Source organism: Streptomyces sp., assembly GCF_031178505.1.
Lineage (GTDB): Bacteria > Actinomycetota > Actinomycetes > Streptomycetales > Streptomycetaceae > Streptomyces > Streptomyces gulbargensis.
In genome coordinates this window covers 1-14,762 of sequence record NZ_JAPSIW010000006.1, presented here as the reverse complement: position 1 = coordinate 14,762, position 14,762 = coordinate 1, and the positions used below count along the sequence as shown (strand labels likewise).

Below are 14,762 nucleotides of genomic sequence, written 5' to 3'. Positions count from 1 at the left end.
GCACAAACAGGCTTCGGGGGAGGCAAGGGAGGCATCCGGCATGAGCCCTCGGGAGACGGGAAAGAGGCCCTCCGTGTCCCCCGCGCGGCCTCCCTCGCTGCCGCATCATGGGGGCATGGAGTCGCAGATCATCCGGCCCGGCCACCTCACCGCCCACCAGACCGCCCGCCTCCTCGGCATCGGCCTGCCGGCCGTCCGCCAGCTCGTCCGCCGCGGCCAGCTCGCCCGCTCCGGCGGCACCGACCGTCAGCCCTGGTACGCCGCCGCCGACGTCGCAGCCCTCGCCGCCAAACGCGTGCGACGCGCTGCCGCTTGACCGCAGGTCAGAGACCTGTCACGATCCCGGTGTACAACTGTGCCCTCTGGCACCCACAGACAGCCCGGCCAGTGCGCCGAGGCGCAGAAGAGTCCGACGCCAAAGACGCGGCCGACGTCGGAACACGACTAAGTCCCGGCATCCAACGCTCGCCGCGGTGCGGCCGGGACTCATCAGACGCAGAGCGACGCCCCCGGCCCTTCACCGCCGGGGGCGTCGCTCTGCCCGGTCACAACACGGCCACAGCGGCCCCACAGTGCCCCTGCGCGACAGAAGATGCCCTGAGCATCAGAACGTCCTTGGGGGAACCATGCACACCCGCAGAGCCGCCGCCGCAGCCATACTGCTCACCGCAGCCCTGACCGCCTGCAGCAGCAGCGGAGAGCCTGAGACCATCACGGTCACCAAGACCGTCACCGCCACACCCGAAGCCGACACTCAAGCCGAGAGCGCAGACGACAGCGTCCTGAAGATGGGCGCCGAGCACGACATCGTCGACGCAGAGAACGACCTGCACCTCACCGTCCAGGCCGTCGAGTATCAGCAGCCCTACGAGGGCCCCCAGCCGGAAGCCCCTGCAGACTTCCGGGGCGGCGACACGTGGGCCACCGCCAACGTCAAGGTGTGCAACATCGCCGGCGCTGACGTCAACGTCAGCCAGATGCCCTGGTCCCTCGCCTACGAAGACGGGACCAGCATCGAAGTCACCGGCTCCTCCGGCGGTGACATGCCGAAGCCAGAGTTCCCGATGGGCAAGACGCTGAAGTCCGGACGCTGCGCCGCCGGCCTCATCGCCTTCCCCGTACCCAGCGACAAGACTCCCGAGCGGCTCGTCTACGAAACCGCCACGGCCGGCGTCACCGAGTGGGAGATCCCCAAGACCTGAGCGAGGGAGGCGCCCGTGGCCGGCAACCCCCGCAACGGGCGTCCCTACCGCCGCCTCACCGCCCAGCAGCGCGCCCTTGGCCTGCCCTGCTGGTGGTGCGGCGGCGAGATCGCCTACTGGATCACCGGCCCCGAAGCAGGCCGCCACCCCGCCTCGTTCACCCTCGACCACGCCGTTCCGCTCTCTCGCGGCGGCGACCTCCTCGACCCCGCCAACGCCCGGTCAGCGCACCGCCGCTGCAACAGCGCCCGCGGCAACCGCACCGACGCCGCACGACAGCCGGTCCGCGCATCACGAAGGTGGTGACCATGCCGCAGCAGCCAGCGGGACAGGGAGCCGCCCGCGCCCCTGCGAACCCACCACCGCCGGCGGCGAGGCGCCCATGCTGTACGTCGTAACCGGCCCGCCAGCCGCAGGCAAGTCCAGCTGGATCACCGCCCGCGCCCGGCCGACGGACATCGTCATCGACCTCGACCGCCTGGCCCTCGCCCTCGCCGGGCCCGGCGCCCCCAGTTGGCAGCACGACCCCACGCTGCTGAAGGTCGCGCACCGCGCACGGTTCGCCGCCATCGACGAGGCGGTCAAGCACCGGGACCAGGTCGACGTCTACCTGATCCACACCATGCCCAGCCCGAAGGCCCTCGCTCGGTACAAGCGCTGGGACGCCGAGGTCGTCACCGTCGACCCGGGCAAGGACATCGTCATGCAGCGCGTGCGGGACATGCGGGACCCGGCCATGACCGGCGTCGCCACCCGCTGGTACCGGCAGCACGCCAGGCGCCAGGTCGGGCGGCCGGCCGGACGGCAGGCATCCCGAGCCTGGTAGCCCACCGTGCCCCAGTCACCGACGGCGCCCGGCCTGGGCGGCACCGGCGGGCAGGGCAGGCGGCACCCCACCGGGGACGCACCGCCCCTCTGCCGGTCCACCCCAAGGCGAGCCGCTCACGCGTCGCGATCAACATCACGATTCGCTGCGATGAACAGCGCGATCGCGCCCGATCCGGCGGAGGGGAGGGGGGCCTTTGACCATCGTGAAAATCGGGAAGCGGGCGACCCAAAAGCCCTTGTCGCCCGATTTTTTGCGCGGCCAAATCCTGGCCCTAATCACCGCGAACTCGGGTCGAGTGAAATAGCAACGCGTCACTCAAAGTGACGTGACGCTGTGTGATGACCGGGAAGGGGTGATCATGAGCGTCGCTTCCAGCATCGCCGCCGAGCTTGACGAACTTCACGCCGAAGAGACGTCGCCCGGAATGGCAGCCGTCGCGCTCGCGCTCGCCGAGGCGATCGACGCCACGGAGTCCCTGCCGGAGAAGGCGACCGGCGCCGACAAGCTCCGCTCGATCATGAACGACCTGCGCAAGCTCGCGCCCGTCGAGTCGAAGGGGGACGCGGTCGATGACATTGCTGAGCAGCGAGCGAAGCGCCGAGCAGCCGCCCGCCGGGCAGCCGACGGCTGACGGCGGCCCGCTGCTCGGCTGGCAGGAGCCGCCGATCCAGACGGCACCACCGTCCGCATCCAGCGCCGGGCAGGAGGCCGTCGACCTCGCGGCCAAGGCCGGGCTGAAGCTGGACCCATGGCAGCAGCACGTGCTGCGCGTCGGCATGGGCGAGAAGCCCGACGGGTCCTGGGCGTCGTTCGAGGTCGCCGTGAACGTCCCTCGCCAGAACGGCAAGGGCGGGATCATCGAAGCCAGGGAGCTGTGGGGCCTGTTCATCGGCGGTGAGCAGCTCATCCTGCACTCCGCGCACGAGTTCAAGACCGCCAAGGCCGCCTTCAAACGCATCGAGCGCCTGATACGCGGGTGCCCTGACCTGCACAAACGCGTGAAGGCGTACCGGTACACGGTCGGTGAGGAGTCGATCGAGCTGCACTCCGGGCAGGTCCTGCGGTTCATCGCCCGCAGCAAGGGCAGCGGGCGCGGCTTCACCGGCGACTGCAACATCCTCGACGAGGACATGATCCTGGGCGACGACGCGATGGACGCGCTGCTGCCCACGATGGCGGCCGTCGCGAACCCGCAGATCTGGTACCTGGGCTCGGCGGGCATCGGCACGTTGTCGGTGCAGCTGGCGCGGCTGCGACGCCGGGCTCTGGCGGCGATCGAGGCCGGCGTGCCGGACCCGTCCCTGGCCTACATGGAGTGGTCGGCGGACCTGCACGTCAAGGAGTGCCCGCGCGACTGCACCGCGCACGACGATCCGGCCTCCGACGAAGCCGTGCTGAAGGCGAATCCGGCGGTCGGCTACCGGCTGACGCTGGAGAAGGTCGCCAAGGAGCGGGCCACGCTGAGCCCCGCCGGGTACGCCCGTGAGCGCCTCGGCCAGGGCGAGTACCCGGCCGAGGAGGGTGACGCCTGGGCGGTCATCGGCAAGGACGCCTGGGAGGCTCTGGCGGGCGTCGACAGTGCGCCTGCCGACCCGGTGGCGTTCGCGATCGACGTCACGCCGGAGCGCAGCCACGCGAGCATCTGCGTGGCCGGGCAGAGCGGCAACGCCGTGCATGTCGAGGTGGTCGACAACCGGCCCGGCACGGACTGGGTGGTCGACAGGGTCCGGGCGCTGGCGGAGAAGTGGCGCCCGCGGTGCTTCGTGGTCGACACAGGCAGTCCGGCGGGGTCGCTGATCCGCGACATCAAGAAGCGTCTGCAGGTCGACCCCGAGGACGACGCGGACGGGGACGAGGAGCCGCAGCTCCTGGCCCCGGTCGTGGAGATGAAGACGAGGGACGTCGTGCAGGCCGTGGGCCAGTTCTACGACGCGGTCGCCGCGAGCCGGATCGTGCACCTGGACCAGGCGCCGCTGTCCACCGCGCTGGCCGGTGCGAGGAAACGTGACCTGGGGGACGCGTGGGCGTGGGCCCGGCGCGGCGTCGGGGTGGACATCACGCCGCTGGTTGCGGCGACGAACGCTCGGTGGGGCCTTTCGGCGGATGTCGAGGAGCCGGAGGAGGAGGTGGAGCCGTGGGCCGAATTCGGATGACGCGGACCGCGCTCGCCCGGGCGGGCGTCGTGACGGGCGGCGGGCTGTTCACCGCCGGGGTCGGGCTCGCCATCGGCCTGGCGGCCGCGCTGATGACGGCCGGTCTCGGTCTGGGCGCCTACTGCCTGTTGTTGATGGACGTGGCCCCGCCGAAGGAGAGTCGAGGTGATGGCCCGTGGTGAACCTGTGGCGGGCCTCCCGTTCCCGTGGCGTGTCCCGGGCGATCGGCTCGATCGACGACTACGCGCAGGCGCTTCAGGACTCCCTGGGCTACGGCGGCTACTCGGCGCTCGGCATCACCCAGACCCAGCCCGGGCAGGCCGCGGAGAAGGCGCCCACGGACTTGCCGGGGTACGCGCAGCTGTTCGCGACGAACCCGGTGATCTGGGCGTGCATGGTTGCCCGGCAGATGGTGTTCTCCGCGCCGCGGTTCACGTGGCAGCGGCTGAACAACGGCACTCCGTCGGCCATGTTCGGCTCGTCGGATCTGCGGCTTCTGGAGGAGCCGTGGCCGGGCGGGACGACGCAGGACCTGCTGTCCCGCGATATCCAGGACGCCGACCTGGCGGGCAACGCGTACTGGACGCGCCTCGACAACGAGATGGTCCGGATGCGGCCGGACTGGGTGTCCATCGTGCTGGAGCGCCGCGAGCACCGCGGCGGTCACCTCGGGTGGCGCAAGCTCGGCTACATCTACCAGGAGCCCGGCGAGGAGCCCGTCGCGCTGCTGGCGGACGAGGTGGCGCACTTCGCGCCGGTGCCCGATCCGCTGGCGACGTACCGGGGCATGTCCTGGCTGACGCCGGTGATCCGCGAGGTGCAGAACGACGGGCTGATGGCCCGGCACAAGCGGAAGTTCCTGGAGAACGCGGCGACCCCGAACATGGTCGTCCGCCTGGCCCGCGAGGTCAGCCCGGAGGCGTTCGCCAAGTTCAAGGCCAAGATGGAGGCCAACCACCGGGGCGTGGAGAACGCGTACAAGACGCTGTACCTGGGCGGCGGTGCGGACGTCACGGTTGTCGGCAGCGACTTCCAGCAGCTGGACTTCGCGAAGGTGCAGGGCGCCGGGGAGACCCGGATCGCCGCGGCGGCCGGGGTGCCGCCGATCATCGTCGGCCTGTCCGAGGGCCTCCAGGCCGCGACGTACAGCAACTACGGGCAGGCCCGCCGGCGGTTCGCGGACGGCACGATCCACCCGCTGTGGCAGAACGCGGCGGGCAGCTTCTCCCGCCTGGTGCGGCCGCCCGGCGGCAGCACGTCCGGCGCGGTCCGGCTCTGGTACGACGCCCGGGACGTGCCGTTCCTACGGGAGGACGCCCGGGACGCCGCCGACATCCAGGGCACGCAGTCCCGCACGATCCGCACCCTGGTCGACGCCGGATACACCCCGGAGTCCGTCATGGCTGCCGTCACCGCCAGCGACTGGAGCCTGCTGCATCACACCGGCCTGTTCTCCGTCCAGCTCCAGGCACCCGGCACCTCGGCGCCGCCGTCCGACGCCCGCACGCGGGTCCTGGCCGCTGCTCTCCGGGACGCCATCCGACCGATCGAGGGAGGGGCCTGAGATGCCCGCCATGCAGTCCGTCGCCCGTGACCTGATGCGGTCGGCGCCGTTCCAGCTCCAGCGCGCCGATGGCGACGAGGACGGTGACGGCCGGGCCCTGTCCGGCTACGCCGCCGTCTTCAGCCAGCCCACCGAGATCAACTCCTGGGAAGGGCACTTCACCGAGACCATCCGCAAGGGCGCCTTCCGCAAGACGATCCGCGAGCAGACGCCGGTCCTTCAGTTCGACCACGGCCGGCATCCGCTGATCGGCAGCATCCCCATCGGGGCGATCGCTGAGCTACGGGAGGACGACCAGGGCCTGTTCGTCGAGGCGCGGATCACCGACAACTGGCTGATGCAGCCGATCCGCGACGCGATCGCCGAGCAGACCGTGAACGGCATGTCGTTCCGCTTCGAGGTGGTCCGCGAGGAGTGGCGGGACGTCAACGGCAAGCTCGTCAAGCCCGACGAGGTCCTGGACCTGCTGTGGATGCCCGGCGACCGCGGTCCGCTCCAGCGCGAGCTGATCGAGCTGAAGTGCCGCGAACTGGGCCCCGTGGTTTTCCCGGCCTACGTGGGCACGTCCGTGTCGGTGCGGGCCCGGGACGTCGCGCACGGCCTGGCCGACGACAGCGACGCCCGCGCCCGCCTGAGGGCCTCCCTCGCCCGCGACGCCGCCACTGTGGCGCCGCAGGTCCCCGAGGACCCCGAGCTGCGGCGCGAGGTCGCCACCGCTCTGCTGTACCGGCAGCAGGACACCGTGCCAGCCCGTCTCGTCGTCGACGTGGCGGGCATCGACGACCCGGAGCAGCTCAGCGCCGTCGTGCGCCAGGCGATCCGCCAGCAGACTGCCGCGCCGCTCATCGAGGAGCACCCGGCCGCACGATCCGCCGCCGCGCCGCCCGCACCCGGGCACCCGACGGCACCCAGCACCACAGACGCGCCGCCCGCCGATGGGCACCCGTCGCCCTCCCCCCGCACAGTCCGCATGCGCTCTCAGCTGGCCGAGATCGGCGAGCTGATGGACGGCGTACTGGCGTCCATCGACACGAAGGAGACGAGCTGATGTCACTTCAGCTTTCGCACCAGCAGGCCGTCATCCGCCTGCGTGAGATCCGCGCCCGGCTGGAAGAGCTGGAGCAGCGCGACGCCCTGACCGAGGAGGACGAGCGCCAGTTCGACGAGCTGACGACCGAGTTCGCTGAGGTCGACGACCACCGCCGCCAGCTGGAGCGCCGCAGCGCCCTGGAGCGCGTGCGGTCCGCGACCCAGACGACCGGCCGCCCGCCGGCCGCGGTCGCGGTCATGCCGGGCAGCGCGGCCACCGGCCGCTCGTACAACGAGGACCCGATCCTCAACCCGGACTCGGTGGAGGACCGCCGGTTCCGCAACCCGTGGGACCTCGGCGAGATGCGCACCTTCGACCGCTCCCCGGAGCAGGTCGGTGTCGAGCTGCGCTCCCGGGCCCTGGCCGCGATCGAGAAGATGTCCGCGGCGAACGACCCGATCCGGTCGGCGGCGACCAGCATCATCGAGCGGTTCGACGACAAGCGCGGCACGATCGCCCGCATGTGCCTGGCGACGTCCAGCCCGGAGTACCTGCGGGCCTGGTCCAAGCTGGCCGGCGGCCGCGGGCACATGATGTCCCCGGACGAGCAGCGCGCCCTGGAACGGGCCATGTCCCTCACGGACAGCCAGGGCGGGTACCTGGTGCCGTTCCAGCTCGACCCGACGGTGATCATCACCAGCAACGGCAGCCGGAACCAGATCCGGCAGGCCGCCCGGCAGGTCGTCGCCACCGGCGACGTGTGGCACGGCGTCTCCGCCGGCGCCGTCCAGTGGCGCTGGGCCGCCGAGGGCGTGGAGGCCGGGGACAACGCGCCGACGTTCGGACAGCCCCAGGTGCCGGTCCACAAGGCGGACGGGTTCGTGCCGATCTCCATCGAGGCGATGGACGACGCCGAGAACGTCACCATGGAAGTCGGGCGCCTCCTCGCCTTCGGGAAGGACGACCTGGAGGCCGCGGCGTTCATCAGCGGCACCGGCAGCGGCCAGCCGACGGGCATCGTGACCGCCCTGGCGGGCACCGCGAGCGAGATGGCCCCGGTGACGGCCGAGACGTTCGCAGCGGCCGACATCTACGCCATGGACGCTGCGCTGCCCGCGCGGTGGCGGGCGAACGCCTCGTGGCTGGCGAACCGCGGCATCTACAACCTCGTGAGGCAGTTCGACACCAACGGCGGCGCGGAGCTGTGGGAGCGGATCGGCGCGGACGTCCCGGCGCAGCTGGTCGGCCGCCCGGCGCTGGAGGCCGAGGCCATGGACGCCTCGTGGGACCCGGCCGTGGCGGGCGACAACCGCGTCCTGATCCTCGGCGACTTCGAGCACTACGTGATCGCCGACCGTATCGGCATGACGGTGGAGTTCATCCCGCACCTGGTCGGCGCGAACCGGAGGCCGACCGGCCAGCGCGGCTGGTACGCCTGGTACCGGGTCGGTGCCGACTCCGTGAACGACGCCGCGTTCCGGATGCTCAACGTCGCGACCGCCGTCTGACCGTAGGCGCCTCCTGCGGGCCCCGCCCTCGACTCCGAGGCGGGGCCCGCACCCGTGCCCAGAGAGGAGACATTCCATGGCACTGCGGAGCAAGAGGTCGTTCGCTGCCTACGGTCCGGGCGGGCCGCGCGTGGTGAAGGCCGGTCAGCTGGTCGCCGACGACGACCCGGTGGTCAAGGGCCGTGAGGACGCCTTCGAGTCCGTCGACGCGCATCTGGCGCGGCGCCCGCGCACCGAGCAGGCGACGGCCGGCCCGGGCGAGGTGCGCACCGTGGCCCCGTCCGCCGAGACTGCCGCGTTCGACCCGGCAGCGCACAAGGCCGACGAGGTCCTGGCGTACCTCCAGGACGCCGACGAGGACGAGCGCGCGCGGGTCCTGGCGGCCGAGGCCGCCGGGAAGAACCGCAAGGGCATCGTCGACAAGCTCGACAAGGCCAGCTAGGAGGCGTTCGTGCCGTTCGACCTCGGCGCGACGGTGCGCCTAACCGCTGAGTGCCGGACCCCGGACGGCGCCCTCACCACCGCGGCGACGGCCGCCGTGACGGTCACGCTGCCGGACGGGACGGCCGTCACCCCGGCCGCCGCCGAGACCGGCACCCCGGGCCACTACCAGGCCGACTACGTCACGACGGCGCCCGGCCGGCACTCGGTGCGCTGGCTGTGGACCGGCCCGGCCGCCGCGTACACCGACGTCTTCGACGTCCAGGAGGCGGCGCCTCCGGCGATCCTGTCGCTGGCCGACGCCCGCAAGCACCTGAACCGCGTCAGCACCGCGGATGATGACGAACTGCGGTTCTGGATCGCCGCGACCACGCGGGCCGTCGAGTCGTTCGTCGGCCCCGTGGTGGCCCGGCCGTTCACCGAGGAGCACGAGGTATGCCGCGCGGCGACGGTCGTGCTGCGCCGCACGCCGGTCGTCGCCGTGACCGCGGTCGAGTCCGTGCTGACCGGCGCGGCCTCCTACGCCGTCGACAGCCTCGGTGTGGACGGTGACACCGGCACAGTGTTCCGGCTGGACGGCGGCCGTCTGTCCGGGCGGCTGCGGTTCACCTACCGGGCCGGCCGGACGGTCATCGGCGAGAACATCTCCGGCGCCGCGCGGATCATCCTTCAGCACCTGTGGGAGACGCAGCGCGCGGGCCGCGGCGCCCTGCCCGGCGGCAGCCAGGACTACGCCGTCACCGAGCCCATCCCCGGCCTCGGCTACGCCGTGCCCAACCGCGCGGTGCAGTTGCTGGAGCCGGACCGCCTGCCCCCTGGAGTGGAGTAATGGGATCACGAGTACCCGAGGTGATCGAGACGCTGGTGGCGCTCGCCCGCGCCGATCTCGGGCTGGAGGGCGTGCGCATCTGCGACGGTCCGGAAGTCACCGGCGACACAGACCTGGACTGGCTGGTCATCGGGTTCGACGGTGACGCGTCCGGGGACTTCGAGGCGGCGCAGACCGTGGGCGGCTGGTCCGATCTCAGCGGCGGCCGCGAGGAGGAGTTCCAGCTCACGGTCGCGGCGATCGCCACCAGCGGCGACACGGACATCGCGGCCGCCAGGACACGCGCCTACGAGATCGCCGAGCGCGTCGAGGCCTGGCTGCGCACGAGTCCCGGTCTGGGGCTGCGCTCGCTGGAGGCGGCAGTGGCAGGCACCCGGCTGGTGCAGGACCAGACGGACAGAGGGGCGCAGGTACGGCTGCTGTTGTCGGTGGCCGGCCGCGCCTTCACGTAGAGAGAGGAGCGCGCGGTGGAGAACGTGCGGATGAGGCATGACGGCATCGAGGACGAGATCGAGGTGCCGGAGATGTCGGTGCTGGTGTACGAGCGGTCCGGCTGGAAGACCGTGTCCGACAAGAAGACGGCCAGGGGCCGTCAGGCGCAGGGAGAGAGCTGATGGCCACGCCGATCAACGAGTCGGTCCGGTACTACCGGCGCGGTGTGACCCGCGTGCTGTGGGTGCCCACGATCCTGAACAAGAACAGCCCGACCCGGGCCGAGCTGGACGCGGGGACGGCGCTGGAGGGCGAGACGGGGGCGATGGCCGGGTGGCAGACCACGTCCGGCACCGTGCCCACCCCGGCGCTGGGCAGCAGGTTCACGCCGGTGGTCGGCGGTGAGATCACCGCCGCCGACTCCAGCCTCACGTTCTGGGCGTCCCAGGACGGCGACGACGTGAGGCTGCTGTTGATTCGCGAGGCCCGCGGGTTCATCGTGTGGATGGACGAGGGCGACGTCCCGGCCCAGACGATGGACATCTTCCCGGTGCAAGTCACCTCGCAGGCGAAGGTCCGCGAGCTGGACCAGGCGGCGCAGATCATGGCGCAGTTCGCGATCACCTCGGAGCCCGCCGAGAACGTCGCCATCCCCGCGGCTGCGGCGCCCTGACCGATGGCGGGCAGCGTACAGATCCTGGGTACCGGCCAGCTGCTCACCCTGTCCCGGCGGATGCGGACGGCCGGCGGCCCCCGGCTCCGGCAGAACTTCGGCCGGCGGGTGCGCCGGGCGGCCGAGCCGCTGCACCGCGACCTCCAGCAGGCCATCCGCACGGTGCAGCTGCCCGGCCCGGGCCGGACGACGCGCGGCGGCCCGTCGCCGACCACCCGGCCGCTGCGGGCCACGCTGGCGGGCGGGGTACGGATTAGCGTCCGGTCCGGCGCGATGCCCGGCGCCCGGGTGTGGATGGACAAGAGCCGCCTGCCGCCCGACCTGCGCAACATGCCGTGGGTCATCGACCAGGGCCGGGTCCGGCACCCGGTGTTCGGCAACCGGCGCCGCTGGGCGACGCAGTGGGCGCGGCCGACCGGCTGGTGGACATCCACCGTCGCCGCCGGCACCCCGCGCATGCGGGCCGAGATCGAGCGAGTCCTGGCCGACGTGCGCCGGGACCTGGAGTAAGGACAGACAGTGATCATCTCGTTCACGCAGGACGACGGCACCGTAGAGCAGCTGTCGACGGACGACCTGTCCGCGCGGGAGGCCGCCGCCATCGAGGAGGCGCTGGGCGATACGCAGTGGCAGCGCGTCGAGGCGCTGCTGCAGCTCCAGGACCCGACCGCGCTGCGGGCCGTGGTGTGGGCGTTCCGCAAGCGCGAGCAGAAGGACCTCGCGTTCGACGACTTCGACATCCCCGGCTGGCGGCGCCGCCTGCGGGCCCGGATCTCGCGCGGCGAGATCGAGGACGCCCTGAACAACCTGATGGTGCAGGCCCTCAGCAGCCGGGCGGAGGACACGCAGATCGACCTGCTGACGCCGCACCTGCGCAAGCTCGCCGCTGACCCCGCCGACGTGGACGCTGCGCTGGACGGGCTGGGAAAAGGCCACCTGGTACGCCGCCGCCAGGACTCCGCGGCCTGAGGCAGCAGTACGAGGCGCTGTTCTACCACTACCTGCACATGCAGCCCAGCGAGTACGACCAGCTGTCCGTCGGCCGGTTCCTGAGGCTGGTCGCCTGGCTCGACCAGCACCTGGCGGCACTCAAGAGGAGGTGAACCAGCGTGGCGCAGCGTCTCACCTTCACCCTGACCGGCCGCGACGAGCTGTCCCGCGTCCTGAACGGCACGGCCAACAGCGCGGACCGGCTGCGGCTGCGGCTGTCGGGGATCACCGCCGACAGCGACGGGCGGCTGCGCGACCTCGAAGGCCGGTACCTGTCGGTCACCGACGCGCAGACCCGGCTCGCTGACCGCACCGCCGGGACGACGGACGCCTTCGGCCGGCTGCGCGCCACGACGGACGAACTCGGTGACGCGCTCAAGGCGTCCCTGATCAGCCTCGCCCCGGCGGCGATCCCCGCCGTGGCGGGCCTGGCGTCCTCGGCGACGGTGCTGGCCGGGCAGCTCGGCGCGGTCGCCGTCGCGGCCGGCGCCTACGCCCTCGCCCTCGGCCCGCAGATCGGCGCGATCGGTGAGGCCGCCGACGCGCAGGAGAAGTACGAGGACGCGGTCGCCCAGTCCGGACGTGGCAGTCAGGAAGCCATCAAGGCGCAGCAGGCGTACCAGCAGCAGCTGGCCAAGATGCCGCCCGCTACCCGCGAGGCCGCGGTCGCCGTCGGCCTGCTGAAGGACAACTACCAGGAGTGGTCCGACGCGCTGGCCGACGACGTCATGGCGCCCTTCACCAAGGGCATCGCCGTCGCCAACGAGCTGCTGCCCGAGACGACCGGGCTGGTCAAGGGCGCGTCGACTCAGTTCGACCGGCTGATCACGATGGTGGCCGGCGGCATCAACACGCCCGGCTTCGACGCCCTGAACGACCGGTTCACGGACTTCAGCGAGCGGACCATGCGGAACGCGGTCGACTCGCTGACGATCTTCCTCGCCAAGCTCGACTCCGGGGAGTACGACTCCTCGGGGGTCACGCAGTGGATGGACTGGGCCGCCGAGCAGGGGCCCGTGGTGTGGGACACGCTGGAGAACGTAGCCGAGGCCCTGCTGCACGTGCTGGAGGCAGGCTCAGAGGTCGGGGTCGGCATGCTCGACGTCGTCAACGTCTTGTCCAACATCGTGTCCGCCGTGCCGCCGGAGGCGATCTCCACGCTCCTTCAGCTGGCCATCGCCATCAAGGCCGTGAAGCTGGCCGCAGCCGGAATGGCCGCGGCACAGGCCGGTGTCGCAGCGCTCGGACTGCAGATCGCGGCGATGCGCACGGCGGCGGCCGGGGCGCCCAGTGCGCTCGCTGGGACGACGGCCGCAATCGGTACCCTGTCCCGCACCGCGAAGCTGGCCGTGGCGGGGACCGGAATCGGCCTGCTGCTGATCACCCTCGGCGAGCTGTCGTCGGCGAGCCAGCAACCGAAGCCGGACGTCGACAAGCTGACCACCTCGCTGACCGAGCTGGGCCACTCGGGGAAGGCGTCCGGCGAGGCGGTCCGCGCCTACGGCAAGGATCTGGCCGGCCTCGCTGACAGCCTGCAGAAGGTGGTCGATCCGGAGGGCATCGACCAGGTCCAGCAGTCCATCACCTCGTTCTTCGGCATGGACTCCACGCCGGTGAAGAACGCCAAGGACGACATCGACGCCCTCGACAAAGCCCTGGCCGGCATGGTGTCGAACGGGCAGGCCGACCTCGCGGCGGCGGCCCTGGACAACATCATCGCCAAGATGAAACAGCAGGGCTTCACGTCCGAGGAGATCCGGGGCCAGCTCGACGACTACCGGGACGCGCTCGCCGGGCAGGCCCTGGAACAGGAGCTGGCAGCCCAGTCCATGGGCATCTTCGGTGACCAGGCCCTGGAAGTGCAGGCCAAGCTCGACGCACAGAAGCAGAGCGCCGAGGGCCTGCGGCAGAGCATCCTCGCGTTGAACGATGCGAACCGCTCCGCCTACGACAGCCAGATTCAGTTCGAGGCGGGCATCGACGCGCTGACCGAGAGCTTCAAGGAGAACGGGGCGACGCTCGACCTGAACACGGAGGCCGGCCGCGAGAACGCATCGGCCATGTCCTCCGCCGCGAAGGCGCACGACGAGATGATCGCGAGCGGGATGGCGGCCGGTGAGTCGCTCGGGTCGATGACCAAGAAGTCCGACCAGCTCAGGGAGAAGATGCTGAGCCTGGCGCAGGCCACCGGCATGAGCGATGCCGAGGCCCGCGAGTACGTGAACACACTGCTGGGCACGCCGGGCGAGATCAAGACCGCGGTCAAGCTGGAGCGCGAGCAGGCGATCGCGGGCCTGCAAGAGGTGCAGTCCGAGATCGAGCGGACGCCCGGTGCCAAGTCGGTCAAGGTGTCGACGCTGAACGCCGCGGCGATCGCTGCGCTGGAGGCCGTCGGGCTGAAGACGCGGCAGCTCCCGGACGGCCGGACCGAGGTGACCACCAAGAACGGGCAGGCCCTCGGCGCCGTCGCTGACGTCCGGGCCGCCATCAAGTCGCTGAAGGGCAAGTCCGTCACGGTCTCCGCGAAGGACCGGGCCAGCGCGACGGCCGCGGCCATCAGATCGGCCATCGACAAGGTCCAGAGCAAGCAGGTCACGATCACGGCTGTCTACCGGACGCTCGGCATCGAGGGCACCGCCGGCCGGAACAACGCCAAGATGAACGGCTACGCGCAGGGCGGCCTGATCCGGCGGGCGTCCGGCGGGCCGATCCCCGGGTACGCCGACGGCGGGCAGCTGGACGGGCCCGGCACCCCGACGTCGGACAGCATCCTGATGTGGGGGTCGGCCGGGGAGTACATGATCCGGGCGGCTGCCGTCGACTACTACGGCCAGCCGCTGTTCGACGCGTTGAACGCCAAGACGCTGGAGCTGTCGGCGCTCACGGCGGTCGCCGGACAGGCGGCCTCACCGGGCCTGCCCGCCGCGCAGGCGGCGCCCTCCTCGGCGGCCGTGGCCGAGCGGCAGGCGGTGACGTACAACGTCTACCCCCGCCAGTCAGTGATCAGCGCGGAGGACCTGCGGCTGATCCAGCGGCAGGAAGAGGCGCGGCAGCGCGTGGGGAGGCCCGGATAGATGCCCCTGATCACAGCACCGGTCGTCACCCCGGAGG

Annotated in this window: 18 protein-coding genes; all 18 read left to right on the top strand. The window is 71.6% G+C overall.

Going from position 1 to position 14,762, the window contains the following annotated elements:
* Positions 1 to 115 precede the first annotated feature (115 nt).
* The 18 genes from RIF68_RS01530 (at position 116) to RIF68_RS01445 (ending at position 14,725) form a co-directional block, all read left to right on the top strand.
* Positions 116 to 316: a hypothetical protein gene (locus tag RIF68_RS01530; RefSeq protein WP_309049250.1), complete on the top strand. Its 201-nt coding sequence runs from the start codon at positions 116 to 118 to the stop codon at positions 314 to 316.
* A gap of 310 nt (positions 317 to 626) precedes the next feature.
* Complete coding sequence (locus RIF68_RS01525; protein WP_309049249.1) at positions 627 to 1,202, top strand: DUF4352 domain-containing protein; 576 nt, start codon at positions 627 to 629, stop codon at positions 1,200 to 1,202.
* 15 nt (positions 1,203 to 1,217) lie between these two features.
* Entirely contained in the window at positions 1,218 to 1,508 is a 291-nt protein-coding gene (locus RIF68_RS01520) for an HNH endonuclease (RefSeq protein ID WP_309049248.1), read from the top strand.
* 76 nt (positions 1,509 to 1,584) lie between these two features.
* Positions 1,585 to 2,028: a hypothetical protein gene (locus tag RIF68_RS01515; RefSeq protein ID WP_309049247.1), complete on the top strand. Its 444-nt coding sequence runs from the start codon at positions 1,585 to 1,587 to the stop codon at positions 2,026 to 2,028.
* A gap of 361 nt (positions 2,029 to 2,389) precedes the next feature.
* Positions 2,390 to 2,662, top strand: a complete 273-nt coding sequence (locus RIF68_RS01510; RefSeq protein ID WP_309049246.1) for a hypothetical protein — start codon at positions 2,390 to 2,392, stop codon at positions 2,660 to 2,662.
* The gene (locus tag RIF68_RS01505; protein WP_309049245.1) at positions 2,601 to 4,184 is read left to right on the top strand and encodes a terminase; all 1,584 of its coding nucleotides are present in this window, start codon (positions 2,601 to 2,603) and stop codon (positions 4,182 to 4,184) included. The genes RIF68_RS01510 and RIF68_RS01505 overlap by 62 nt, the downstream gene beginning before the upstream one ends.
* Positions 4,166 to 4,366, top strand: coding sequence for a hypothetical protein (locus tag RIF68_RS01500; RefSeq protein ID WP_309049244.1), 201 nt, complete (start codon positions 4,166 to 4,168; stop codon positions 4,364 to 4,366). The genes RIF68_RS01505 and RIF68_RS01500 overlap by 19 nt, the downstream gene beginning before the upstream one ends.
* Positions 4,360 to 5,748 (top strand): phage portal protein, encoded by a 1,389-nt coding sequence (locus RIF68_RS01495; RefSeq protein WP_309049243.1) that lies wholly within the window; start codon positions 4,360 to 4,362, stop codon positions 5,746 to 5,748. The genes RIF68_RS01500 and RIF68_RS01495 overlap by 7 nt, the downstream gene beginning before the upstream one ends.
* Before the next feature lies 1 nt (position 5,749).
* A complete protein-coding gene (locus RIF68_RS01490) occupies positions 5,750 to 6,796 on the top strand; it encodes an HK97 family phage prohead protease (RefSeq protein WP_309049242.1) in 1,047 nt (348 codons plus the stop codon).
* Positions 6,796 to 8,286, top strand: coding sequence for a phage major capsid protein (locus tag RIF68_RS01485; RefSeq protein WP_309049241.1), 1,491 nt, complete (start codon positions 6,796 to 6,798; stop codon positions 8,284 to 8,286). Before RIF68_RS01490 ends, RIF68_RS01485 begins: the two co-directional genes overlap by 1 nt.
* 76 nt (positions 8,287 to 8,362) lie before the next feature.
* Complete coding sequence (locus RIF68_RS01480; RefSeq protein ID WP_309049240.1) at positions 8,363 to 8,728, top strand: hypothetical protein; 366 nt, start codon at positions 8,363 to 8,365, stop codon at positions 8,726 to 8,728.
* A gap of 9 nt (positions 8,729 to 8,737) precedes the next feature.
* Entirely contained in the window at positions 8,738 to 9,556 is an 819-nt protein-coding gene (locus tag RIF68_RS01475) for a hypothetical protein (protein WP_309049239.1), read from the top strand.
* Complete coding sequence (locus tag RIF68_RS01470) at positions 9,556 to 10,008, top strand: hypothetical protein (protein WP_309049238.1); 453 nt, start codon at positions 9,556 to 9,558, stop codon at positions 10,006 to 10,008. Before RIF68_RS01475 ends, RIF68_RS01470 begins: the two co-directional genes overlap by 1 nt.
* A gap of 15 nt (positions 10,009 to 10,023) precedes the next feature.
* Positions 10,024 to 10,170 carry a hypothetical protein gene (locus RIF68_RS01465; RefSeq protein WP_309049237.1) on the top strand — a complete coding sequence of 49 codons (147 nt, stop codon included), beginning with the start codon at positions 10,024 to 10,026 and terminating at the stop codon, positions 10,168 to 10,170.
* On the top strand, positions 10,170 to 10,661 hold the full coding sequence (locus tag RIF68_RS01460; protein ID WP_309049236.1) for a hypothetical protein: 492 nt from the start codon (positions 10,170 to 10,172) through the stop codon (positions 10,659 to 10,661). The genes RIF68_RS01465 and RIF68_RS01460 overlap by 1 nt, the downstream gene beginning before the upstream one ends.
* Before the next feature lie 3 nt (positions 10,662 to 10,664).
* A complete protein-coding gene (locus RIF68_RS01455; RefSeq protein WP_309049235.1) occupies positions 10,665 to 11,171 on the top strand; it encodes a hypothetical protein in 507 nt (168 codons plus the stop codon).
* A 9-nt stretch (positions 11,172 to 11,180) separates the two neighbouring features.
* A complete protein-coding gene (locus tag RIF68_RS01450) occupies positions 11,181 to 11,630 on the top strand; it encodes a hypothetical protein (protein ID WP_309049234.1) in 450 nt (149 codons plus the stop codon).
* A gap of 140 nt (positions 11,631 to 11,770) precedes the next feature.
* Complete coding sequence (locus tag RIF68_RS01445; RefSeq protein ID WP_309049233.1) at positions 11,771 to 14,725, top strand: hypothetical protein; 2,955 nt, start codon at positions 11,771 to 11,773, stop codon at positions 14,723 to 14,725.
* Positions 14,726 to 14,762: the final 37 nt, after the last annotated feature.